The organism is Microbacterium timonense, from assembly GCF_900292075.1.
Taxonomy (GTDB): domain Bacteria; phylum Actinomycetota; class Actinomycetes; order Actinomycetales; family Microbacteriaceae; genus Microbacterium; species Microbacterium timonense.
Map to the genome: position 1 here is coordinate 149,693 of NZ_OLMV01000002.1, position 23,438 is coordinate 173,130.

Here is a 23,438-nt window from a genome sequence, read left to right on the forward strand (position 1 = left end):
ACGGACGACGGATGCCGGGACCCGCGCGGCACAGCAGCGCGACGGACGACGGATGCCGGGACCCGCGCGGCACAGCGGCGCGACGGACGGATGCCGGGCCGGGCTCGGGCGGGAGGCAGCCACCTCCGGCGCAACCGCCGGGGTCAGCCGGCGAACTGCTCGTGCCCGAGGACGTTCAGCAGGGCGAGCTTCTCGGCGGATTCGGAGCGCGGTGCGGCCGTGAGCACGAGGAGCGCCTGCGACTGGTCCTCGGTCAGGAGCACCTGGCAATCCAATTCGATGGGACCGACCTGCGGATGCAGGAGGACCTTGTGGTCTTCGAACCGCGCGGCCACCTCGTGATGCGCCCACAGCTCGGCGAACTCCGGGCTCTCCTTCAGCAGTGCCCGGACGAGCTGGCCCGCGCGTGAGGTCGGCCCGTCGATGCCGTAGGCCAGTCGCAGGCTCGCCACGTGGGCCCTCCCCTGCCGTGGCTGATCGGCCTCGGGATAGATGCGGCGCTCGTCCGGGTCGGTGAACCAGCGGTAGATCGCCGAACGTGCGAGCCCCGTGAAACGCGATCGATCGCCGAGCAGCGCCGCGGCGAGCCGGTTCTGCAGCAGCGCCTCGTCCAGGCTCGAGATCACCATGGCCGGGGTGTCGTCCAGCCGGTCGAAGACCCGCTGCAGGGCAGGAGGCACGTAGCCGTCCACGGTGGCGCGACGGGGGGCGTTGTGCCCGGCGAGGCGGTAGAGATGGTCGCGTTCGTCGGCGGTCAGCCGGAGTGCACGGGCGATCGCCGCCAGCATCTGCTCGGACGGCTGGGGACCGCGCCCCTGTTCCAGGCGCGTGTAGTAGTCGGCTGACATGCCGGTGAGGTCGGCGACCTCTTCCCGGCGGAGCCCCGCGACCCGACGTCGCGGCCCCGGCGCGAGGCCGACGTCCTCGGGACGCAGCGCTTCCCGGCGCTGGCGCAGGAAGTCGGAGAGCTGATGACGGTCCACCCCACCATCATGCGATGGCGGGAGTGCTCGGAGGGAGGGATCGCCGGTCCTACGACAACGGGTCCTCTCGTGCGCGGGACGAAATCCGCCGCATCGTGGTTCCACACTTCGACACGAAAGGAGTCCCGCATGAAGATGACCGGGAACACGATCTTCCTCCCGGGCGGTACGTCCGGGATCGGCTTGGCGATGGCCCTGCGCTTCCAGGAGGCCGGCAACACCGTGGTGATCGGCGGCCGTCGCCCCGAGGTCCTGGCGCAGTTGGCCGCCGAGCACGGCTTCGACACCGTCACCGTCGACATCACCGACGACGAGTCGGTACGGGGGGCCCGTGACGCCGTTCTGGCGGCGCACCCCGATCTCAACGTCCTCATCGCGATGGCGGGGATCATGGTCGCAGAAGACGTCCGCACGCCGGAGTTCTTCGACACCGCGCGGCGCACCGTCGAGACGAACATCCTCGGTCCGCTCCGCCTCATCGCGGCGTTCACCGAGCACCTGCAGGCCCAGCCGGCAGCGACCATCATGACGGTGACGTCGGGCCTCGCGCACACCCCGCTGCGCATCACACCCACTTACAACGCATCCAAGTCGTTCATGCACATGTTCAGCGAAAGCATCCGCCTCCAGTTCGCCGGCACGTCGGTGCAGATCATCGAGCTCGTTCCGCCGGGGCTGCGCACGGAACTCATGCCCGGACAGTCGCAGGTCGAGGCGTTCCTGCCGCTGGACGAGTACATCGACGAGGCCATGAACCTGCTCGCCGCCAACCCGGACGCGACCGAGATCCTCGTGGAGCGGGTCAAGCCGCTGCGGTTCTCCGAGGTCAACGGCGCGTACGACCAGACGATCGCGATGGTGAACTCCCATCACTGACGCGCTTGTCCGGCGAGAATCGGATGTCGGTGCCACGAGCCCGGTGAGCTTCTTGGCGGCGTCGCGCCGCCGTGAGAGTGTGTCCACGAACAGGAGGACTTCGATGTCAGACGACGTGCCCGCGGCCATCCGCGATTTCCTCGACTCGACGAATCGAGCCGACACCGATGCGTTCCTCGCCGTCTTCACCAACGACGCCGTGCTCGACGACTGGGGACGGACGTTCCACGGGCGGGACGGCATCCGCGATTGGAACCGCACCGACAACATCGGGGTGCAGGCGCACATCGATCTCGTCTCGTGCCGGGCCCTCGAGCCCGCAGGCGTCTACGAGGCGAGGGTGTCGGTGTCCAGCGGCCGGTTCAACGGCACCGGCACCATGACGTTCACCGTCACAGGCGATCGCATCGCCTCGTTGCGGATCACCTGACGTCGACGATCGCTGACGCAGAGAGGATGCCGCGACCGCGCGTCGTGGCATCCTCTGCATCTGTTCTAGCCGCCCTGGCCGGACTGCTCGCGCGACCACCGGTTCATATCCGCCGTGAACGCCGCGTCGCGAAGCGGCTGCGGTCGCCGCGCCGTCAGCACGATGCTCAGGCCCTGGGGGCTCGTGAGCGCGAGGTCGCGAGTGTTCCAGGGGGTGTCTAAGGGCCCTTGAACCGCACCGTCGAACGCACGGGCGCGCTCAGCGAGGCCGTCGAGCTCTTCGAAGGCCGCTGCCAGCGAGAGCTGGATGCCGCGCCCGACCTCGGCGGTCGCATCGCCGCGTCGCAGCAGGATGTCCTGGTACCGCCACCGTCGCAGGTGGATGAGCACCGGGTCGTCGCCCGGCGGCATGGCGAACAGCTCGATGAAGTCCAGCGCCCCCGTGAACCACGCCGCGGCGGCGCGCACATCGGCGACTTCGAGCGAGACGAAGGCCGGCATGCCGTAGATGTCGCGGGTGATCCCCGTCTGCAGTTCAGCTGAATCGGTCATGCACCCCAGCGTGGGCGTTGACGCTGCGTGAAGGTCAAGATCGCGCGGTTCTCACTGGCCGCGGCGCCCAGGCGGCTCCAGACGTGCGCGGCGTTCGTGAGCGTGGATCTCTATCGCCACGACGATGCCGCTGAATGAGGCACGTGTCAGATGAAGTCTTGCAGCGCGGAGAACGTCCACTGCATCAGCTCGTCTCCCAGGCCGTCGTCGCGCGCTTCCGCTGAGGGCGCCATCAACCGCCCTTCGTCGAAGTACTCCCCGCCCCTTGCCGGTGCGCTGAGCGCTGTCAGGACGCTCCGGGCGCCGATCTCCACGGAGCCACCGATGGAGCCGAACATCGCGCCGAGCAGCTCGGTGTCGATCACACCGGGCTGAATGCTCACCGCTGTAGCTCCTGAACCGTCTCGACGAGCCATCCAACGCGTGTACATCACGATCGCGAGTTTCGAGCGGGCGTAGGCCCGGACAGCCGAGTACCCGTCGACCAGCTCGATGTCGGCGAGGTCCAGCCGTGCCATCGCGTGGGTCGCAGATGCGACATTGACGACCCGTGCTCCACGACGGAGCCCGGAGCGCAGACGTTCGGTCAGCAACACCATCGCGAGGTAGTTCACCTGCAGCGTCCGCTCGTGGCCGTCCGGCGTGGTTCGTCGTGACGGTGCACCCGGTACGCCGGCGTTGTTCACGAGGTCGTCCACCAGGCGCAGCTGCATGATCGCATCGGCCGCGCGAGCGACGGCGGACAGGCTCGTGAAGTCGCACTCGACATACGTGACTTCAGCATCCCCCGAGTCCCGGATGGCGCCCAGCGCGGCATCCACTCTTGATCGGGGTTCCGGACCCTGCAGGATGAGGTGCTCAGCGGTGTCGGCCAGGTGGCGGGCGGTCGCGAGGCCGATGCCGCTGGTTGCTCCCGTCAGAACGACCGTGCCCCAGCGCCGGGTCTGCGCGTCGACCATGATCCAACCCCCTCTTGTCCCGCATGCTAGCGCGCTCCTCGGAGGGCGACGCGTTGCAGCACTCCGCCGGGATCGTAGCGGTGTGCCAACTCGTGGACGCGTTCGCCGGTCGCGCCAGGGAATGCGCGGGCGAAGGTCGCCTCGGACGGGTGACTCTCGAAGTTGCGGTACGCGCCGACCGCGTGGGGCCACAGCGGCCGTGTGACCGCCGCGAGTTCGCGGGCGCCGCGGGGCGGGAAGAGGGTCGCCGTCACGAGCACCTCCGCGTCGCGGTGCGGGAAGGCCGTGGCGTCCGGCGCGATGTCGGCGGCGGCGCCGCCGATGCCCCGGACCTGCACGAACGGGCCCGACGGGTGACGCACGAGCTCGATGAGTGCTTGCGCAGAGTCAGCGGTGAACGCTGCCAGCAGGGCGTTCGTGGTGGCGGACGGCTGCTGCCCGAGGTTGGCGTGCAGGTGCCCAGCCGGTACGAGATCCGTGTACCGAGCGGCCTGCATGCCTCCGGCGTGCACCCTGGGCCGGGCGAGGAGCGGGACCAGCGCAGCCTGGGCACGACGTGCATCGGTGCCGGCGAAGACGGCAGTCAGGACGAGCACCAGCCCGCCGCCGGATGTCGCCAGCACGCCGCTCATGGTGAGTTCGCGCGGCGCAGCCTGCAGGAACCGTGACCACTCCACGAGCGCGCGGCCTTCGCGGTCGACCTCGATCACGACCTGGCCGACCTGGATGCCCGGGAGCTCCATCGCTTCGATGTCGAGGTCGGTGACCACTCCGACGTAGGAGCCGGCGCCCCGGACCGCCCACAGCAGGTCGGGGTTCGCCTCGTCGGCGCGGACCAGCTCGCCTGACGGCAGTACGACGGTGGCTGCGCGCACGTGGTCGATCGTCAGACCGTACTGTCGTACCAGCCAGCCGATGCCTCCCGCGGTGGCGAGTCCTCCGACCCCGACACCGCCATGATCGCCGGAACTGACGGCAAGCCCGTGAGGTGCGAGTGCCGAAGCCACCTGCGCCCAGCGCGCGCCGGCATCGACCCGGACAAGCCCGGACGGACGATCGAGGACGGTGACGGTGTCCATTCGACTGAGGTCGACGACGATGCCGCCGTCGTTCGACGATGTGCCCGCCAGTCCGTGCCCACCGCTGCGGATGGAGACCGGAAGCTCTGTGCCGGCCGCGTACGCCATCGCGTGCTGCACCTCGGTCGGGGAGCCCGGCAACAGGATCTGCGCGGGGGAATGATGTGTCGTGTAGGTGGACCGCAGGAGCCGGTAACCGTCGTCGGCCGGGGTGACTGTCTTGAGCGAGTCGGGCAGCGTCTTCATCGCGTGCTCCTCGCCCGAGTGACGCTCGCTCGTACCGCGGGCACCACTTGGGTCGCGAAGACCTCGGTCTGTTGCTGGGCATCGCCCGTCGGCCAGAACACGAACGTGTCGAAGCCGAGGGCGACGACCGCGTCGGTCACGAAAGCGGTCCACGCTGTGACATCGCCGACCAGACCCTGCCGCGCATCGTGGCGCGTCGACGTACCGGCACCCGTAATGGTGCCGATGACGTTGTAGATGCGTCGGATCTCGGCCGGATCCCGCCCTGCGGAACGTGCGGCCTCGTCGATGGTTCGCTGCTTCTCGGGCACCTCTGCGGGCGGCACGTAGATGTTCAGCGGCGAGATCCACCCGTCTGCCTTGCGTCCGACCAGCCGCAGCATGCGCGGCTTCTGGGCGCCCAGCCATACCTGCGGCGGGTCCGCGGCGACAGGGCCCGCGGCATACGAGACACGATGCTCGTCGTTGCCAGCATCGATGTGACCTCCGCGCAGCGCCGCGCGCAGGATGCCCACAGCGGCGTCACTGTACGCGACCATCGCCGCGGGTTCGCGCCGCGGCATCCCCATTCCGGCGATCGCGTCTGGGAACGGGCCCCCTCCGACGCCTAGTTGCACGCGCCCGCCGTTCATGATCGAGAGAGTGGATGCCGCCTTGGCGAGCATCGCGGGCGGTCGCAGCTGCAGGTCGGCGACGTCGGGCATGACCGTGATCCGCCCTGTCGCCGCGGACAGATAGGTGAGCAACGTCCAGGTGTCGAGGTGAGACGGCTGGTAGGCGTGGTCCTGCACGGCCAGCAGGTCCAGGCCGAGGTCGTCGGCGCGTCGGGCGACCGCGAAGGCCTGATCGATGCCGTGCACCGTCGGGTCGATGCTCACGCCGAAGACCGGTTCGTGACCGTAGTCGGTCATGCGTTTCCTCCGTATTTTGAGATAGCGTCAACTTGTCGACCACCTATAACTTGAAGGACCGTCAAGATATTCCGCCCGGAGGACTGAATATGCGAGCCGACGCTCTGCGCAACATCGAACGCATCCGCACTGCCGCTGCTGCCGCGTTCGCTGAGCACGGCCTGGGCGCTCCCCTCGACGACATCGCCCGGCGCGCCGGGGTGAGCGCGGGAACGATCTACCACCGGTTCGGAAGCCGCGAGGGACTCATCGACGCCGTGGTGGCCGATATCGCCGCCGAGAAACTCAACGGCGCGATCGCCGCCATCGCTGGTGACACGCCCTGGCAGCGGTTCACGTCCTACGTGATGGCGCTGGGTGAGGCGCAGGCCGCCGACCCTACGTTCAACGAGGTGGTGGCGCGTCGGATCCCCAATGCCCCAGCGCTGAGGGCAGTCAACGACCGCGCAGTGTCGCACGGCGAGTGGCTGATGCGGGCTGCTCAGGCCGACGGGACTCTCCGCGAGGACGCCGAAGCGGGGGATCTGGACCGACTCATCTGGCTCAACGCCCAGGCGGTCGCCCTCGGCGGCGACTGGTGGCGGCGCGCCCTCGGGTTCTTCCTCGACGGTCTGCGACGCAGGCCAGAATGATGCCGGGCACCATCACCCACGCTCAGAAGGAGACAGCATGAGCAACCGTGACATCGTGACGACCGCGTTCGACGACTGGGCAGCCGGACGCGGACACGTGAGCCGCATCTTCGCTCCCGACATGACCTGGGAGATCGTCGGCCGATCGGCGGCAGCCGGCCGCTACGCGAGCGCGCGACAGTTCGTCGACGAGGTGCTCACGCCGTTCGGTCGCCGCTTCGGCACGGACGACCCGTTCCGTCCGGTCGCGATTCGCGGGGTGTACGTCGACGACGACACCGACACCGTCATCGTGCTGTGGGAGGGTCGTGGCACGACCGTCGACGGCACGGTCTACGAGAACACCTACGCGTGGGTGATGCGCCTCGCCGACGGACTCGTCGTCGACGCGATCGCGTTCTTCGACAGCATCGCCTTCGACGAGCTCTGGAACACCGTCACGCCACGCGACTAAGGCTGTGACCCGCCGCGCTGATGCCCGTTCCACACGCTCGACGCGATCCGGCCCGCGACCGTTGTGCGGGACGACGTACCCGCGAACGGAGAAAGCCCCGGAGAATCGGCGAGATTCCGGGGCCATCCGTAGCAGGAGCGGGGCTCGAACCCGCGACCTCACGATTATGAGTCGTGCGCTCTCACCAACTGAGCTACCCTGCCGCGTCGCATCCGCGGTCACAGAGACGGATGCTGCGAGCCCCGAGTCAGGATTGAACTGACGACCCCTTCCTTACCATGGAAGTGCTCTGCCACTGAGCTATCGGGGCGTGCTGCCTGCGCGCAGGCAACTAGACGAGGATATCAGGTCCTCGCGGTCCTTCCGAACCGGTCAGCCGACGGTGTGGGTGCCGTCGGTGTACTCCTCGAGCCACGGCCACGGGTCGATCGCGGTCGTCCCGTTCTTGAGGATCTCGAAGTGGGTGTGCGCGCCGTAGGAGCGTCCGGTGTTGCCGGTGTGGCCGATCACGGTGCCCACGGTGACGTGCTGGCCAGGAGTGACCTCCAGGGAGCCGTACTGCATGTGCGCGTAGTGGCTCGAGACCAGCTGACCGTCGATGATGTGGTCGATGATCACATGCACCCCGTAGGCGCCGCCGGCCTCCGACGCGACACGCACCGTGCCGTCGGCGATCGCCTGCACGGGAGCGCCGGCGCCGGGCGTGAAGTCGATGCCCTCGTGCATGCGACCCGAGCGCATTCCGAACCCGTACGACATCGTCACGCCGACCGCGAAGGGCCACTGGATGTTCGAGTTGGGGTTGTTGTGGAAGAGGTTCGAGAAGTTCTTGATCCCCGCCTCGGACGCCAGCTGCGCCGTCGTGATGGTGGAGTAGTTCTCGGTGCGGTCGAGTGAATCGCTCTGCACGTCACCGGGGGCCACGTACGCCTGGATCTCCGCCTCGTCGATGACGGGCACCGACGACTCGGCGGGCGCCATGACCGACAGCGTCGCGTCCGTGCCCGAAGCCGCGGCGACGGCTTCAGCGGGTGTGGTCATGCCGACGGCCATCAGCCCGACGATGCCGAACACACCCACCGAGAACGACGCGGTGGCGACCCGCTTGAACGCGGCGCCGCGCCGCGCGCCGGGCCGGCGGGGGGCCTTGTGCGGGCGGGCGTGGGAAGAAGGTTCTGCGGCGGTCTCGTGAACGGCCGGCTCGGGTTCTGCGGCCGCCTCCTGCACCGGGGTCTCGGCGGTGAACGAGAACAGGCGCGACGCCACCTCGAACTCGTCGACGTCGGATGCCGCGGGCGTGGGGATCGGTCCGGTCAGCGGCTCGATCCGCTCGGTGCGGGGACGCTCGGGCTGCGCGGCAGGTGCCGCCGCGGCGACGGGACGTGCGTCTTCACCGACGATCTCGCGTGAGCCGGACTCCTCCTCGACGTCCGGCGCCGACTCGAGGGGCGAATCGTGCGGTGCCCGCGTCGGCGTGGCCTGCGACGGAGTCGTCTCCACGAGCGGTGCGGTCGTCGCTGCAGCGGCGAGGGCCTCCGCCGCGAGGATCTTCGCGAGTGACTCGCTGCTCCAAGTGGCCGCGGTCTCGCGCGCGGTCGCGGTCTCGGCCACTCCAGGCTCGGCGATCGTCGACGTCACCGGCTCGTCGGCCAAGGACGGGACGGGCTCGGGCTCGACGGGTGCCGCCGCCGCGATGGCCGGTTCGGCAGCGACCGGCTGCGCGGAGCTCATGGCGCGGCGCGCACGACGGCTGACCGGCGCCTCGGATGAGGCGGGTGCCGACAGGGACGCTGCCGAGCGAGCGCGTAGCCGCGGTGCGGCGGGCTCGACGACGGGGAGCGACGGCGGCTCCACAGGCAGGGACGACGGCTCGGCGGCCGCGGGCGCGACGACGGGAGGCTCTGCGGCGGCAGGCGCCGCAGGCATCCCGGTATCGGCGGTCGACGACGGGGCCGCGACCTCGGGAACCGCTGTCGCGGTCGATGCGTCGGAGGAGGCGGTCGATCCACTCTCGACTGGACGCTTGGGCTGCGCAGGGCGACCCCAGACCACCGCGGGGCGCTCCGGAGCGGTGCTTGCTGCCTGACGCCGGGCTGTCGCCCGGCCCGTGGCCGTGACGCCGCCTCCCGTCATCGCTGTGCTCGCGACCTCCGGCGTGGCCTGAGCGGGCGCGGCGGAGGTACGGCTGGATCGGCGCGTGGGCGCTGGCTCAGCCATGGGGGCGTCGAAAGGCAAAGCGGCGGAGGGCTCTCGGGTCGTGCCGCGCTGGGGACGCGGCGAGCGGGCTACGGGCTATGACCACTCCCGCCGTTCGGGGGCGGCGAAAGTAACGATCGGGTAAACACTACCCCGCTCGCCCTGGGAATGCCATGTACGGCTCGGAATTCGGTCTGCGGCGATTCGTGACGCGCCGATGAGGTGAGCCCTCAGCCCAGCCCGGCCGCGGCGGCGAGCTCGTCGAAGAGGCCTGGCGCGGCCGCCACCACGAGTGGCGAACGGCGGGATCCGTCATCCGCGCCGCGGGCGAACCGGCCGCCCGCCTCGCTGACCAGCAGCGAACCGGCGGCGAGATCCCAGGGCTGCAGGCCGCGCTCGAAGTACCCGTCCAGCCGACCCGCGGCGACGTACGACAGGTCCAGGGCCGCCGAGCCGCCCCGGCGCAGATCGCGCGCGAGCGGCATGACGCGCCCGACGCGCTCGAGGTCACCGGCGTGCGTTTCGGGGTCGTAGCCGAAGCCGGTCGCCAGCAGCGCTCCGGCGGGCCCGATCTCGGCGCTCACGGCCAGGCGCTGGCCGCCCAGCCACGCTCCCTCTCCGGCTGCGGCGTGGAACATCTCGTCGACGGCCGGGTGGAAGACGGCCGCGGCGAGCGCTTCCCACTCCCCAGGCGTGGGCTCGCCACGCACTGCGGCGATGCTCACCGAGTAGGTGGGGATGCCGTACGCATAGTTCACGGTGCCGTCGATCGGGTCGACCACCCAGGTGATGCCGCTCGTGCCGCGCTCGGCGCCGGTCTCCTCGCCGAGGAACCCGTCGTCCGGCCGTGCGGCGGCGAGGCGTGCGCGGATGGTGGCCTCGACCTCGCGGTCGGCCTCGGTCACGATGTCGGCGATCGCGGACTTGGTGGCAGCGATGGCCACACCCGCCTCGCGGCGGTTCCTCGCGAGTTCACCGGCCTCACGGGCGATGTCGATCGCGAGGGACTCGAGGTCGTGCGCCAGGCTCATGCCTCCACGCTACCCACCCGCGCTCCCCTCACCCCTGCCCGTCCTCCCGCGGGTCACCTCCCCCAGCCATGTTGACTTGGCCTATATGTACGCGACACGCCGTGGCCCCTGTACATATAGGCCAAGTCACCGGGGAGGGAGGGGGCGGCGTGGGCGCGCACGTCGGCGCACTTGCGGCGGGTGTGGTCGATACTGGGCGACATGGTGAGGGCAGCCGCTACGGCGACCTACGACGTCGCGATCGTCGGCGGCGGCCACAACGCACTGGTGGCCGCGGCGTACCTCGGCCGCGCGGGACGGTCGGTGGTCGTCCTCGAGCGTCTTCCCCACGTCGGCGGCGCGGCGGTGTCGGAGAAGCCATGGCCAGAAGTGGATGCCCGCCTCTCGCGGTACTCCTACCTGGTGAGCCTCCTCCCTCGCAGCGTCGTGAAGGAGCTGGGGCTGGACATCCAGCTCCTTCGCCGTCGGTACTCGTCGTACACGCCGGATCCCGAACGCCCGTCGCGCGGCATCCTGGTCGACACGCGGGATGCCGCGGCCACGGCGGCCTCGTTCGCGCGGGTCACCGGTGGTCGGACGGAAGCCGCCCGCTTCGCGGCGTTCTCGGACCGCCTTCGACCTGTCGCCCGCCTGCTGTTCCCGTCGATGACGGCGCCGCTGCGGCGCCGAGCCGAGGTGCGCCGCGAGCTGCGCGACGACCGGCTGTGGACCGACCTGTTCGAGCGCCCCCTCGGTGAGCTGCTGCGGTCCTCGCTGCACACCGACATCGCCCGGGGCATCGCGCTCACCGACGGGCTCATCGGAACGTTCGCCTCGTCGGACGACCCCTCACTGCGTCAGAACCGTTGCTTTCTCTACCACGTGATCGGCGGCGGCACCGGCGACTGGGACGTCCCGGTGGGCGGCATGGGGCAGGTGACCGCCGCACTCACGCGCGCGGCCCTGGCCGCCGGGGCGGAACTGCGCACCCACGCCGAAGTGGCCGCTGTGTCGCCCGACGGCGCGGTGACCCTGGCCGACGGCTCCGTCGTGCCGGCCCGGCTCGTGCTGAGCGGTGTGGGTCCGTCGCTGCTCGCCGACCTGCTCTCCGCGGGCGGCGCGGGCGCCCCTTCGACGGCGCCTCGGCCCGAAGGTGCTCAGGTGAAGATCAACATGCTGCTGCGCCGGCTGCCCCGCCTGCGCGACCCCGAGGTCGCTCCCGAAGCGGCCTTCGCCGGCACGTTCCACGTCAACGAGTCGATGTCGCAGCTCGACCGGGCTTTCGCGACGGCGTCGGCGGGCGGCATCCCCGACCCGCTCCCCGCCGAGATCTACTGCCACTCGCTGACGGATCCCTCGATCCTCGGCGCCGAGCTGCGAGCCTCCGGGGCGCAGACGCTGACCTTCTTCGGCCTCCAGGTCCCTCACCGGCTGCTGGCAGAGCGGGACCCGGACGTGGCTCGCGCGGAGCTCCTTGCAGCGGCCGAGCGCTCGCTCGATGCGGTGCTGGCCGAGCCGCTCGCCGACTGCCTCTTCGAGGCGCCCGACGGCGGTCTGTGCATCGAGGCGCGCACGACGGACGACCTCGAGCGCTCGCTGGTCATGGTGGGCGGCGACATCTTCCACGGCCCGCTCTCGTGGCCGTGGGCCGATGACGGGGAGCCGCTGGACACGCCGGCGCAGCGGTGGGGTGTGGCGACCGACCACCCCCGGGTGCTGCTGTGCGGCTCTGGTGCTCGGCGCGGCGGCGCGGTGAGTGGGCTGGGCAGGCACAATGCGGCGATGGCGGCCCTCGAGCTGCTCACCCGCTGACCCGGGGCCGCTGTTCGGACGCGGTCGAGCCGCGCGCTGCCGGCTCGAGTGCGCGCCCGAAACGACGCATCCCGCCCGATGCGAGGGGCGGGATGCGGCGTATCAGGAGCGCGGAGGCAGCGGCGGCGGGGGCGGGTAGCCCTCGTATCCCGGTGCCGTCGGGGGCTGGGGTGGAGCGGCCGGCCCCGGGTGCGTGGCGGCAGCCTGCTCGTGCGGCTGCGGTGCGCCGTGCGGGACGGGGGTGAACACGTGGGCACCCGGCGACGGGTAGCCGGTGTAGTACGCGTTCCAGTCCGGCGACCCGTCGGGCAGCATGGGCAGCGGGGTGACGCCGTCCACATATGACGGCCACGGCAGAAGCTCCTGGGTCACCGGCGCAGCGGGGGCGGAAGGCGCGGCCAGGGCGGGGTACGGCGCCGGCACGCCCGGGTGCGACGCGTGCGTGCGCGGCCGCTTCGGTGCGAACAGCACGTTCACTAGCGGGACGATCGCCGTGCCGACGGCCGCGAGGATGGCGACGGCCACCACGATCCGCCAGTAGAGCGAATCCAGCGAGAGCCACTCCCCGAACGTCAGCGGAACGATGAGGAGCGCGGCGAGCCCGACCACCAGCACGATCGTGACGATCGCGACGGCGCGGGTGAACGGGGTGTCGTACCGGTGCAGTGCCTTCATGTAGAGGCGCACGTGCAGCAGCACGAGCTGCAGGATGAGGACGATCAGCAGGAACTGGATGAACCGCGAGAAGCCGAGCCAGGGGTAGCGCTCGGGCATCCAGATGAGGACCGCGCCGATCAGCAGCGCGATGATCCAGCTGCCCATGCTGGCCAGCGCGAACCATGCCGGGCGTCCCGGCGCCAGGTGCGCATCGAGGATCGCGACCCCGGCGAATCCCACGAGCAGGAGGATCGTCAGGAACGCACGGCCGACGATGTCGTTCTGGTCGCCGATGAGCACCCACACCACGCAGACGATGGCGGCGGCGATGAGCGCGCCGATCGCCACCCAGATCGCGGCGCGCAGCAGCGGCGAGGTGGAGGCATCCGTCCGTGGCTGTTCCGTCGGCGGAGCGGGCGTCGCATACGGGTCGGGCGCGGTCATGGCGTTCCTCTCGTGTCGCGGGCGGGGGCCTGCAGGCCCATCCTGGCATGCGGACCGTCGTCGTGCCGACGCCTCGCCCGCCCCATCGCCGCGCTGCGCGTGGGTGAGCGGCCGGATGCGTCAGCCCACGGCGCGTCCGAGCCCCTCGACGAGCTCGGCACCGGGAAGGGCGAGGAGCGCGCTGCCGGGAACGAACAGCTTGCTGCCGCGCACTCCCCCGCCGATCACCACCTCGGGTGCCGCGGCGACGGCCGCGTCCACGAGGATCGGCCAGTCCGCGGGCAGCCCGATCGGCGTGATGCCCCCGTACTCCATGCCCGTCAGCGCGACCGCCTCGTCCATGGGTGCGAAGGAGGCACTGCGCACGTCGAGGCGCCTGCGCACCACGCCGTTCACGTCGGCGCGCGTCGTCGCCAGCACCATGCACGCGGCGAACCTGACCTCGCCGCCTCGTTTGCCCTTCACCACGACGCAGTTCGCCGAAGCGTTCATCGCCACGCCGTACCGTTCACAGAACGCCGCCGTGTCGGCGAGTTCCGGATCGATCGCGCTCACGCCGACCGTGGCGGCGACCTCGGGCGGCAGCAGCGCCAAGCCGCGTCCTACGGCCGGGGCCACAAGCTCAGGATGCCGCGTCGCGGCCTCGGCGGTCAGTGTTCCGGTGGCGTTCCAGGTCATGGCCACAGGCTAGCTGCTGCCGGAAAACGAGAATGCGCCCCGCGGGTGGGGCGCATTCCGATGTGGTGGCGAGTGAGGGATTCGAACCCCCGAAGGCTATGCCGGCTGATTTACAGTCAGATCCCTTTGGCCGCTTGGGTAACTCGCCGAGTGCGCACCCGCCCGGCTTGTACAGTCGACCGGAGGCGCGATCCACCATCTTACGCGTAGATCCCCGAGGTCAGAAATCCGGGCGACCGTGGAGACGGGAGCGCCGCTCGCGAACCCGTCGAGCCCGCGTGGGCTCCGCACCGGGGCCGCGAGATCAGGTGCCGATGCGGTCCATGTCGGTGCCCTGCAGGGCACTCGGCGTGCGCAGGAGAGCGCCTTCGAAACGGCAGGTCGCGGCCGCGGCATCCATCGCCGACTGCAGTGCTGTCGCCCAGTCGTCCTCTGTCGTCGGCGTGCCCTCGACCAGCACCGCGACGGTCGCCGCGAAGGCCGCGTCGCCGGCGCCCATCGTGTCGACGATGCGGCCGGGCAGTGGTGAGATCGGTCGGGTCACCACGACGCCGCGCGCCTCGATCGTCGCGCCCGAGGCACCCTGCGTGGCCAGCACCGCATCGGCGCCGAGCGCGATGAGGCGGGTGCGCAGCGCGTCGAGGTCACCGCCGTAGAGCAGTGTCGCGTCGTCCTCCCCCACCTTGATCAGCGCCGCGCTGGCGGCCATCCGCTCGAAGCCGCGCACGAACTCATCCTTGTCGCGCATCATGCCGGCGCGGGGGTTCGGGTCGACGGCGACAGCCGCCGCCTCCCGGCCCTCGCTCTCTGCGCGTCGACGCGCTTCGCCGATGGCGTCGATCAGCTCGGCCGTCTGCTCAGGATCGTCGAACGCGAAGCAGCTCACGACGATCGCGTCGGCGTGGGCCATCGCGTCGATCTCGGCCTCGCCGAAGCGGATGCGGCGCTTTCGGGAGGCCTCGTTGAACTCGTAGGTCGGCTCGCCCTGGCCGCTCCGGGTGCTCACCGCGCGTGCAGTTCCGAGGAGCGACGGCGTCGCAACAAGGTTCACCCCGAAGTCTTCGAGGTAGCGGCGTACGCGCGTGGCGGGCTCGTCGTCGCCGAGCATGGCGATGAGCGTGGCGGGCACACCGAGACGGGCGAGACCCACCGCGACGTTGAGAGCGGCACCGCCGACGAACTCCCGGACGCCGTGGTCGTCGCGCAGCTCGTCGATGAGCGCGTCGCCCACGACGACCGCGGTCATCGCCTCACCCCGGCCGGCTCGAGCACGCGGCTCACGAACGCCTCCATGCGTCGACGGGTGCCGTCGATCTTGAGATCCACGCTCGCCCGCACCTCGTTGGGCGCCAGCGGCGCCGCCAGTCGCACGTTCTCGTGACACGACAGGTCGGCGCAGATGTAGGTGCCGACGCTGTCGCCGTGCGCGCCGGCCTCCCCCGCCTTGCGGGCGGTGTACATCACGACTTGATCGGCGGGCTGCATGGTGTGACAGATGTTGCACATCGCCGCACGGGCATGCGACGAGCCGTCGGCCGCCCGCAGCACGATGCCCACGGGCTCGCCGTCGATCTCCGCGACCACGTAGCCCCGCCCACGGGTGCGGGGATCACGCCAGGCTAGGAAGTCGAGATGATCCCAGTCGGTCAACAGGAAGTCGGTCGGCACAGCGACGAGCCGCAGCTCGTCGGGTGACGCGTTCAGGAACGACGAACGCACCTCTTCTTCGGTCAGTGGGCGCATGGCACCTCCTCGCCCGCCCAGTCTACGAACCGGCGGCGATACCGCCAGACGCCGGACACCCCGCACGGGATGCCTCCGCCCGCGCGCGGCGGCAGGCGGAGGCATCCGTCATGTGAGCGCCCGCCTCACCAGCCGAGCCGGTCGGCGACCACATCGGCGGCACGAGTGGGGAACTCGTCCCAGCCCGGCTCGAGGATGCGGCGGGTGAGGCGATACAGCTCGTAGGCCGACTCCTCGATGGGCAGATCCAGCGACGCCGCGATCTCAGCGCCCCACGCGGGGAAGTCCCGCTCGAAGCGCCGCAGCGGATCGTTGGCGTCGCGGAGGTCCGAGGATGCCGCGGCGAACCGCCCTCGGATGGCCCGGACCAGCAGCTGCACCGCCCACTGCCGGATGAATCCGTTCCCGTTCAGCACCTCCCCGCGCCGCACGCGGCCCACGCCGATGAGCAGCTTCACGAGCACGAGCCGCACGTCGTTGACGGGATCGAACTCATCCGCCTCCGCCGTCCGGATGCCGGCTTGCGCGAGAAGTGCGGCAGTGGTGCCCGCGTCGTCATCCACCAGCACCGTGGCGTCACCGCCCCGCGCGTCTGCGAGCTCGGCCGCGTCGGAGAACGCGAACTCGAACACGTGCCCGTCGTCGTAGATCGCGGCGAACCCGATCTCACCCTCCCGTGCGGTGAGCACCAGGCGGTCCTGCTCGGGCAGCCACGAGAGATCCGGCCGCAGTTCGGGGCCGCGTCCGGGTGCGGTGAGGGCGAAGAAGTCATGATCGGACCACTCGTCCCGGCGCGCTCGGCCCGCCTCCGACGCAGAGCCGAGCAGCGCCAGACCGATGAGTCCCTCTCGATCGCGGACCCCGGCGGCAAGCCCCGCGCTCAGCTCTTCGAACCGCTCGGCGCTGGTCACACCGACTCCACGACTTCGGCGGGGGTCAGATCGTCGGCCCGCGCGATGTCCCGCTCGCCCTCGACCGTGTCCAGGGCGACCCCGGCGCCGACCGGAACGTCGACACCCGCCAGCCGCCAGACGGCGAATACCGGTCCACGGGCCGAGAACCGCACCGAGTCGCCCGAGACGGTGAGCGCCGCCCTGCCGAACACCGGCTCGGCCGCTGCGGCACCGGCGACGGCGACCGCCGGGATGGCGGCATCCACCTCCCCCGTGGAAGCGAGCACCAGCAGTGTCTCTTCCGCCGACTCGCGCGCGAACACCACGGTGTCGTCGTCGACGTGGATCCACCGGAGCCCGCCGGTCGACAGCGTCGGGTGCGAACGGCGCAGCGCGATCAGCTCGCGGTACAGCGCCAGGCGCTCGGCGACAGCCGGCTCGTCCTCGGTGCCCCACGGCATGGGGGTGCGGCTGTCCTCGCCCTCGGCCCCGAGGAGGCCGAACTCGTCGCCCGCGAAGACGACCGGCAGACCCGGGAGCGTCACCATCAGGCCCACGGCCAGCGGGATCGTGCCGGGCCCGGCGTTGGTCGCGAAGCGGCCCGTGTCGTGCGTGTCGAGCGGCTGCATGTTGCCCAGGCGCACCCGCCACGGGATGCCGCCGGTGAAGCGAACGACGGCGTCGACGAACTGCCGCGCGGTGTAGGTCGGGATGCCGCCGATCGGCTGGCCGAAGAACCACGGCTCGGTCTTCTCGACGCCTTCCGCGGTCATGAACGGCGTACCGGTCGGCTGGGAGAGCCACCCCCACAGCGGCCGCGTGAACGAGGGGTACGTCATGGCCCCGTGCCAGCCGTCGCCCTGCAGATCGCTGGCCGCGTCATTGGTGGATTCGCCGAGCAGGATCGTCTCGGGATTGATCTCGATCATCGTGCGGCGCAGCAGCTGCCGCACCTCGGCATTGAGGTCGACCTCGCCCAGGCGCCCGGTCATGTTCGCGACGTCGATGCGCCACCCGTCGATCGAGTACGGCGGCTTCAGCCACTTGGCGACCACCGAGTCGGGGCCTTCGATGAACCGGCGACGCAGCTCCCGCGAGGCCCAGTTGAACTTCGGCAGTGTCGGCGTGCCGAGCCACGACACGTACTCGATGTTCGCATCGTCGGTGAAGTAGTAGAACGCCTCCTCCGGCGCGCCGGGGTGACCGAGCGCAGCCTGGAACCACTCGTGCCGATCACCCGAGTGGTTGCTCGTGAGGTCGCCGATGACGCGGATGCCGCGGGCATGCGCCGCCTCGATCAGCCGGATGTACGCCTCATCGCCGCCGAGCAGCGGATCGACGCGGTCGAAGCTCGAAGCGTCGTAGCGGTGGTTGGACGCGGCCGGGAAGATCGGCGTCAGGTAGAGCAGGTTGACGCCCAGTGAGACGAGATGGTCGAGCTTCTCGACGATGCCGTCGAGGTCACCGCCGTAGAACTGCTGCGAACGCCCGGGCATCACCGGGTCCACGGGCGTGTCCCAGGTGGCGGGGATCGCCCAGTCCGGGGTGGGGTGGGTGTCGGCCTGCGCCGAGCGGGCGAACCGGTCGGGGAAGACCTGATACATCACCGCGTCGGCCAGCCAGGCCGGCGGCGCCGGGTGGGCGACGAGCGCGAAGTCCTCGGCATCCAGGGTCTCGAGGGTGTGGATCCCGGTCTGGTTCAGCCACTCCACCTTGCCCTGGGAGCCGTCGGGTCCCGCTTCGTGCACCAGCAGCCAGCGGTAGCCGTGGCGGGGGTTGCGTACGGTGACCGGGGCCTCCCACCAGTCCCAGCCGTCGGCGGAGCCGACGTGTGCGGCATCCGTCCACTCGGGTTCGTGGTCGGGGTTCGAGCGGGTGCGCACGGCGGCGAGCGGACCATAGCCGGACGGCACACGCAGGCGGACGGTGACGACGTCACCCAGGGACGGGGCGAGGTTCGAGACGTACAGCGGTGAGCCGTCGTGGTGCGGGGTGGGGGTTGTCATGCTCATGCCTTTCGAGAGACAGGCGGCGCGGCGGCGCCGGGTGCGATATCGATGCGACGTGGTTGCACGGCCGTGGCCATGGCAGAGCCCCTGTGTTGTTGTTCAGTTGTCGGCTCCCGCACAGGAGCCGATGCCGCGTGCTCAGTGCCGCGGCATCCGCTATTTCACACTGCCGGCGGTCAGCCCGCCGACGATGTACCGCTGGAGCGCCAGGAACAGCGCCACCGGCAGCACGGCGGCCAGCACCGCGCCGGCGGCGAACAGGCTCCAGTTCTTGGAGAACTCGTCGGAGACGAACTTATACAGCCCGACCGCCAGCGTCTGTTTCTCGGGGTCGACGAGGATGATGCTGGCCAGCACGAACTCGCTCGAGGTGCCGATGAACGACAGCAGTCCGACGACCGCGAGGATCGGCGCCACCAGGCGCAGGATGATCGTGAAGAAGATGCGGGCGTGACCGGCGCCGTCGATCTTGGCCGCCTCGTCGATCGAGGAGGGGACCGTGTTGAAGAACCCGTACATGAGGTAGGTGTTCACCCCGAGCGCGCCGCCGAGGTACACCATGATGAGGCCGATCTGGGTGTTGAGGCCGATCGCCGGGAAGATGTCGCTGATCTGCACCATGAGCAGGAAGATGGCGACCATCGCGAGCATCTGCGGGAACATCTGCACGACCAGCAGTGTCGTCAGCCCGACGCGTCGCCCCGTGAACCTCATCCGTGAGAACGAGTACGCCGCCAGCGCCCCCAGGATCACGGTGCCGGCGGCCGTGATGAGCCCGATCACCAGGGTGTTGACGAACCAGGCCCCGTACGGATGCGTCTCGGACTGGAAGAGGCCGAGGTAGCTCTCCAGGCTCACGTTCGAGAACAGCGCGTTGGCGGTCAGGAGCGTGCCACCGGGATTGAGCGACGCCGAGAAGATGTACAGCAACGGGAAGATCGCGAACACGGCGACGACGATCCCGACGAGGTGACGCCATCCGGTCTCGCGGAAGTAGCGCTTGAACTTGCGCCGCGGCAAGCGCCCTTCGCCGCGGACGCCCGGGCCCTCGGTCGCGTCGAATCCCTCGAAGGCGCCTGGGGCTGCCATCAGCGCCTCGGCGCGGCCGACACTCTCGCCGAACTCCACGAGAGTCGACTTCGTTCCGGGTTGCTGGTTGCGGCTCATATCAGTTCAGCTCCTCGAGTGCCTTGGTGCGTCGGAAGGCGATCACGGAGATCGTCGCGACGAGCAAGAAGATGATGATCGAGAATGCGCTCGCGAGACCGTAGTCGGCCTTCGACCCGACGAAGGCCACCTTGTAGACCATCGTGATGAGGATGTCGGTCGCTCCGACGTTCACGTCGGCGGTCACATCGCGGGGGCCGCCGCCGGTCAGCATGTAGATCAGCGTGAAGTTGTTGAAGTTGTACGCGAACGATGCGATCAGCAGGGGCGCCACCGCGACGAAGAGCAGCGGCAGCTTGATGCGGCGGAAGATCTGCCACGCGCTCGCGCCGTCGACCTTCGCGGCCTCCTGGACGTCGTCGGGAATCGACTGCAGCGCACCGGTGCAGATGAGGAACATGTAGGGGAACCCGAGCCACAGGTTCACCAGAAGGATGCTGAATTTCGCGAGCCACTCGTTGGTGAGCCACGGGATGTCGGCGCCGCCGAAGAGCACGACGTTCAGGAAGCCGAACTCCTGGTTCATCATGCCCGCCCACACCAGCGCCGACAGGAACCCCGGGAACGCGTACGGGAGGATCATGATGAGCCGGTAGTACTTCTTGGACTTCATGCGGGGATCGTTGAACACGATCGCGAGGAACAGCCCCAGCGCGAAGCACGTGAACACCGACAGGAACGCGAAGACGAAGGTCCACACCAGCACGGAGAAGAACGGCGCGCGGATGGACTCCTCGGTGAAGGCGCGCACGAAGTTGTCGAAACCGACATTGATCTGCCAGCCCGGCATGAGTTCCGCTCCGTCGGGGGCGGTGAAGGCGCCCGTGCCGACGTCGGAGTAGACCGTGCCCGTCCGGGTGTCGGTCATCGTTCCCGCGGCCTCGTCGTATTCGAGGCTCGAGAGGTACACGTATGCAGCGGAGCCGTCCGGCGTCCGCAGCGATCCGTCGTTGGGGTCGTCGCTGATCGGCACCGCCATCTCGGCGATCGCCTCCTGGTTCGCGACGATCTGCTGGAAGGTCAGGGTGTTGAAGCCGGGGAGGCCGACGGCCTTGCCGCCGTCCATCTCGGCGTTGTCGACCGGTTCGAGGGGACGCTCGACCCCGCCGATCTCCACCTCACCGTCGGGGTCGGTGACGAGGAACGAGTACTCGCCGAGCTGCTCGACGATCGTGAGGTCGTATGCGGGCGAGTCGGGCACACGCTCCTGTGCGGAGAGCATGAGCGCGTTGATCGCGCTCTCCTTCGTGCTGTTGTGCCCTGTGCCGTAGTTGGTGAACGCGATGTACGCGGTGTACCCGGCGACGAAGATCTGGAAGATCAGCAGGAAGATGAGGCCCGGGATCAAGTACTTGGCGGGCAGGTTTCCGCGACCGAAGTAGACCCAGTTCGCGATCCCTGTGACGATCAGGACCGCGATGGCGGTGATCCACTGGTCGGACTGGAAGAGGACGAGCGCGGCGTACAGTGCGAGGGCGTCGATGATGCCGAGCGCGACGACCTTGAAGATCAGCAGTTTCCAGCCCGCCCCGGCCTGTTCCGCGATGCGGGCCGCGCGCTGGGATCTCTTGCTCGGCGGGGTCTCGACCGCGGCGTCGCGGTCCATGGTCGGGGTCGTCATCGGCTCCTCTTTCCGAAACTGCGGGAATGCGGTGGCCGGGGCGGCGTCCACGCGGAACGCCGCCCCGACCGTGCCGGTTACTGGATGGCGGCCTGGATGTCAGACGCCATCTTGTTCCACAGCTCGACGGGGTCGCCGGTGCCGTTGATGATGGCGGTTTCGGTCACACCCCAGTACTCCCACACGGCACCCATCTCGGGGATGCTCGGCATGGGAACGGCGTCAGCGCCCACGGCGCCGAAGCCTGCCGTGATCGGGTCGTCGGCAACAGCCGCCTCGTACGCGGCGGTCAGCGCCGGCGTGCGACCGCCGGCCTGGTAGAGGGCGGTCTGGACCTCTTCGCTGCCGATGTAGTTCACGAGGAAGTCGGTCGCGGCGAGCTTGTTCTTGCTCTCGGCGCTCAGGAAGAAGCCCTGCACGCCCGCGAACGGCTGGGCGGCCTGCCCGCCGGCCGACGGGATGGGGTCGACCGCGAGGTTCAGGCCGGCGTCTTCGGCGGCGGGGACGTTCCACGGCCCGGTGAGGAAGAACGGCGCCTTGCCGGCGACGAAGTTCTCACGCGCGAGGTCGCCGTTGATGTTCGTGTTGAGCACGCCGGTGCCGGTTGCGCCCTGCGAGGCGAGCCACGTTGCGAAGGCCTGGCCGCCGGCGTTGCCGATCTGGAGGTCGTCAGGGTTGTAGCCGCCGTCGGAGCCGGTGCCGAACACCGGGGCGCCGAACGAGGTCTGGAACGGGTACAGGTGATACGGGTCTGCCGCCTCGGGGTCGAGCCCGACGAGGAACGGGTACTCCGTGCCGGCCGCCTGGCCCTTGGCGATCATGTCGTCGTAGGAGGTGGGAGCCTCGGGGGCGAGGTCCGTGTTGCGCAGCAGGCCGATGTTCTCGATGGCGTAGGGGACGCCGTAGACCTTGCCCTCGTAGGTCCAGGCGTCGATCGCGACCTCCTCGTAGTCGCCGGCGGTGTCGCCGAGCTCGACGGGGGCGACGGTGCCGTTGGTCACGAGAACGCCGAGCCAGTCGTGCGCGCCCACCGCGATGTCGGGGCCCTTCCCGGTCGGGACCTGCTGGACGAACTGGTCGCGGATCTCGCCGAACTCCTTCTGGACGAGCTTGACCTTCACGCCGGTCTCGTCCGTGAAGTCCTTCGCCGCGTCCTCGAGCACCGAGGCACGGTCGGCGTCGACCCAGACCGTGATCTCGCCCGACGACGTGCTGTCATCGCCCGAGTTCGAGTCGCCTCCGCTCGCGCAACCGGCGAGGGTCAGGGCGGAAACAGCGGCGATCGCGCCGAAAGCCGCGATGCTCCTCTTGTTCACCTTCATTGGTGGGTTGCCTCTCTTGAGTGCTGGTGTCTTGCGGATCTTCGCGCAGTGCCGGAAGACCATCGTGGACAACTCGCATTACTGCAAGCGCTTACATTGTGCATGACGGCGCGGAATCGGGCAACACGGCGAGATCCAATCGATATCGGGCCGTGACCTTCCGGGTCGCGTGGAATCGCTTGCATGGGATGCCGCTGCCGGTCGCGGCATCCGTCACCGCCGTTGCGGGGCGCCCGCCGATAGACTGCCCCGCATGGCAGATTCCTCCTTCGACATCGTCAGCAAAGTCGACCACCAGGAGGCCGACAACGCGCTCAACCAGGCTCGCAAAGAGGTCGAGCAGCGCTACGACTTCAAGGGCACCGGCGCCTCGATCGAGTGGAGCGGCGAAGCCGTGCTCATCAAGGCGAACACCGAGGAGCGCGCCAAGGCGGTCCTCGACGTCTTCCAGTCCAAGCTCATCAAGCGGGGCATCTCACTCAAGAGCCTGGAGTCGGGCGAGCCCGTCGCCAGCGGCAAGGAGTACCGGATCACCTCGACGATCAAGGACGGCATCTCGTCCGAGAACGCCAAGAAGATCTCCAAGCTGATCCGCGACGAGGGGCCGAAGTCGGTCAAGGCGCAGATCCAGGGCGACGAGCTGCGCGTGCAGTCGAAGTCCCGCGACGACCTTCAGGAGGTGCAGCGCCTGCTGAAGGCCGCCGACCTCGAGGTCGACCTGCAGTTCGTCAACTACCGCTGACGCGAGCCGTTGACCTGGGCGTG

Annotated in this window: 22 protein-coding genes and 3 tRNA genes; 6 read left to right on the plus strand and 19 right to left on the minus strand. The window is 69.7% G+C overall.

Features of this window, described 5'->3' with window-relative positions; translation table 11 throughout:
- Nucleotides 1-143 precede the first annotated feature (143 nt).
- The gene (locus tag C9992_RS06515) at nucleotides 144-983 is read right to left on the minus strand and encodes a helix-turn-helix transcriptional regulator (RefSeq protein WP_106814794.1); all 840 of its coding nucleotides are present in this window, start codon (nucleotides 981-983) and stop codon (nucleotides 144-146) included.
- A 129-nt stretch (nucleotides 984-1,112) separates the two neighbouring features.
- Between C9992_RS06515 and C9992_RS06520 the strand changes: the two genes are divergently transcribed.
- Nucleotides 1,113-1,859, plus strand: coding sequence for an SDR family oxidoreductase (locus C9992_RS06520; protein ID WP_106814795.1), 747 nt, complete (start codon nucleotides 1,113-1,115; stop codon nucleotides 1,857-1,859).
- Between the two features lie 103 nt (nucleotides 1,860-1,962).
- Nucleotides 1,963-2,289 carry a nuclear transport factor 2 family protein gene (locus C9992_RS06525; RefSeq protein ID WP_106814796.1) on the plus strand — a complete coding sequence of 109 codons (327 nt, stop codon included), beginning with the start codon at nucleotides 1,963-1,965 and terminating at the stop codon, nucleotides 2,287-2,289.
- Between the two features lie 65 nt (nucleotides 2,290-2,354).
- Here C9992_RS06525 and C9992_RS06530 read toward each other — a convergent pair whose 3' ends face one another.
- The 4 genes from C9992_RS06530 to C9992_RS06545 all read right to left on the minus strand — a co-directional run bounded on the left by C9992_RS06530 (nucleotide 2,355) and on the right by C9992_RS06545 (nucleotide 6,035).
- Complete coding sequence (locus tag C9992_RS06530; RefSeq protein WP_106814797.1) at nucleotides 2,355-2,840, minus strand: VOC family protein; 486 nt, start codon at nucleotides 2,838-2,840, stop codon at nucleotides 2,355-2,357.
- 146 nt (nucleotides 2,841-2,986) lie between these two features.
- Nucleotides 2,987-3,799: an SDR family NAD(P)-dependent oxidoreductase gene (locus C9992_RS06535; protein WP_106814798.1), complete on the minus strand. Its 813-nt coding sequence runs from the start codon at nucleotides 3,797-3,799 to the stop codon at nucleotides 2,987-2,989.
- A 26-nt stretch (nucleotides 3,800-3,825) separates the two neighbouring features.
- Nucleotides 3,826-5,124, minus strand: coding sequence for an FAD-binding oxidoreductase (locus C9992_RS06540; RefSeq protein ID WP_106814799.1), 1,299 nt, complete (start codon nucleotides 5,122-5,124; stop codon nucleotides 3,826-3,828).
- Nucleotides 5,121-6,035: an LLM class flavin-dependent oxidoreductase gene (locus C9992_RS06545; protein WP_106814800.1), complete on the minus strand. Its 915-nt coding sequence runs from the start codon at nucleotides 6,033-6,035 to the stop codon at nucleotides 5,121-5,123. Before C9992_RS06545 ends, C9992_RS06540 begins: the two co-directional genes overlap by 4 nt.
- 89 nt (nucleotides 6,036-6,124) lie before the next feature.
- Between C9992_RS06545 and C9992_RS06550 the strand changes: the two genes are divergently transcribed.
- Both C9992_RS06550 and C9992_RS06555 read left to right on the plus strand, forming a co-directional pair.
- A complete protein-coding gene (locus C9992_RS06550) occupies nucleotides 6,125-6,667 on the plus strand; it encodes a TetR/AcrR family transcriptional regulator (protein WP_106814801.1) in 543 nt (180 codons plus the stop codon).
- 37 nt (nucleotides 6,668-6,704) lie between these two features.
- Complete coding sequence (locus C9992_RS06555) at nucleotides 6,705-7,121, plus strand: nuclear transport factor 2 family protein (protein ID WP_106814802.1); 417 nt, start codon at nucleotides 6,705-6,707, stop codon at nucleotides 7,119-7,121.
- Between the two features lie 129 nt (nucleotides 7,122-7,250).
- On the opposite strand, the gene C9992_RS06560 is transcribed toward C9992_RS06555, so the two are convergent.
- From C9992_RS06560 to C9992_RS06575, 4 genes are all read right to left on the minus strand, one after another.
- A tRNA-Met gene (locus C9992_RS06560) sits at nucleotides 7,251-7,324 on the minus strand.
- Nucleotides 7,325-7,359: 35 nt separating this feature from the next.
- Nucleotides 7,360-7,431 (minus strand) — tRNA-Thr (locus C9992_RS06565).
- Nucleotides 7,432-7,493: 62 nt separating this feature from the next.
- A complete protein-coding gene (locus C9992_RS06570) occupies nucleotides 7,494-8,852 on the minus strand; it encodes a M23 family metallopeptidase (RefSeq protein WP_235008070.1) in 1,359 nt (452 codons plus the stop codon).
- Between the two features lie 695 nt (nucleotides 8,853-9,547).
- Nucleotides 9,548-10,348, minus strand: a complete 801-nt coding sequence (locus tag C9992_RS06575) for an inositol monophosphatase family protein (RefSeq protein WP_106814803.1) — start codon at nucleotides 10,346-10,348, stop codon at nucleotides 9,548-9,550.
- A gap of 201 nt (nucleotides 10,349-10,549) precedes the next feature.
- On the opposite strand from C9992_RS06575, the gene C9992_RS06580 reads away from it, so the two are divergent.
- Complete coding sequence (locus tag C9992_RS06580) at nucleotides 10,550-12,139, plus strand: phytoene desaturase family protein (RefSeq protein ID WP_106814804.1); 1,590 nt, start codon at nucleotides 10,550-10,552, stop codon at nucleotides 12,137-12,139.
- Nucleotides 12,140-12,241: 102 nt separating this feature from the next.
- Here the strand turns inward: C9992_RS06580 and C9992_RS06585 are convergent, their stop codons facing one another.
- The 10 genes from C9992_RS06585 to C9992_RS06630 all read right to left on the minus strand — a co-directional run bounded on the left by C9992_RS06585 (nucleotide 12,242) and on the right by C9992_RS06630 (nucleotide 22,673).
- Entirely contained in the window at nucleotides 12,242-13,240 is a 999-nt protein-coding gene (locus C9992_RS06585; protein ID WP_106814805.1) for a hypothetical protein, read from the minus strand.
- Between the two features lie 120 nt (nucleotides 13,241-13,360).
- A complete protein-coding gene (locus tag C9992_RS06590) occupies nucleotides 13,361-13,918 on the minus strand; it encodes a YbaK/EbsC family protein (protein ID WP_106814806.1) in 558 nt (185 codons plus the stop codon).
- Between the two features lie 63 nt (nucleotides 13,919-13,981).
- Nucleotides 13,982-14,066, minus strand: a tRNA-Tyr gene (locus C9992_RS06595).
- A 156-nt stretch (nucleotides 14,067-14,222) separates the two neighbouring features.
- Nucleotides 14,223-15,164 carry a PfkB family carbohydrate kinase gene (locus tag C9992_RS06600; protein ID WP_106814807.1) on the minus strand — a complete coding sequence of 314 codons (942 nt, stop codon included), beginning with the start codon at nucleotides 15,162-15,164 and terminating at the stop codon, nucleotides 14,223-14,225.
- Nucleotides 15,161-15,661: an FBP domain-containing protein gene (locus C9992_RS06605; protein WP_106814808.1), complete on the minus strand. Its 501-nt coding sequence runs from the start codon at nucleotides 15,659-15,661 to the stop codon at nucleotides 15,161-15,163. The genes C9992_RS06600 and C9992_RS06605 overlap by 4 nt, the downstream gene beginning before the upstream one ends.
- Nucleotides 15,662-15,786: 125 nt before the next feature.
- The gene (locus C9992_RS06610; RefSeq protein ID WP_106814809.1) at nucleotides 15,787-16,572 is read right to left on the minus strand and encodes a hypothetical protein; all 786 of its coding nucleotides are present in this window, start codon (nucleotides 16,570-16,572) and stop codon (nucleotides 15,787-15,789) included.
- Nucleotides 16,569-18,560 carry a glycoside hydrolase family 13 protein gene (locus C9992_RS06615; protein WP_106814810.1) on the minus strand — a complete coding sequence of 664 codons (1,992 nt, stop codon included), beginning with the start codon at nucleotides 18,558-18,560 and terminating at the stop codon, nucleotides 16,569-16,571. Before C9992_RS06615 ends, C9992_RS06610 begins: the two co-directional genes overlap by 4 nt.
- Nucleotides 18,561-18,719: 159 nt before the next feature.
- On the minus strand, nucleotides 18,720-19,730 hold the full coding sequence (locus tag C9992_RS06620) for a sugar ABC transporter permease (protein ID WP_235008073.1): 1,011 nt from the start codon (nucleotides 19,728-19,730) through the stop codon (nucleotides 18,720-18,722).
- 1 nt (nucleotide 19,731) lies between these two features.
- Nucleotides 19,732-21,351, minus strand: a complete 1,620-nt coding sequence (locus tag C9992_RS06625) for an ABC transporter permease subunit (RefSeq protein ID WP_235008075.1) — start codon at nucleotides 21,349-21,351, stop codon at nucleotides 19,732-19,734.
- Nucleotides 21,352-21,428: 77 nt separating this feature from the next.
- Nucleotides 21,429-22,673, minus strand: coding sequence for a sugar ABC transporter substrate-binding protein (locus C9992_RS06630; protein WP_106814811.1), 1,245 nt, complete (start codon nucleotides 22,671-22,673; stop codon nucleotides 21,429-21,431).
- Between the two features lie 253 nt (nucleotides 22,674-22,926).
- Between C9992_RS06630 and C9992_RS06635 the strand changes: the two genes are divergently transcribed.
- The gene (locus C9992_RS06635; RefSeq protein WP_106814812.1) at nucleotides 22,927-23,415 is read left to right on the plus strand and encodes a YajQ family cyclic di-GMP-binding protein; all 489 of its coding nucleotides are present in this window, start codon (nucleotides 22,927-22,929) and stop codon (nucleotides 23,413-23,415) included.
- Nucleotides 23,416-23,438: the final 23 nt, after the last annotated feature.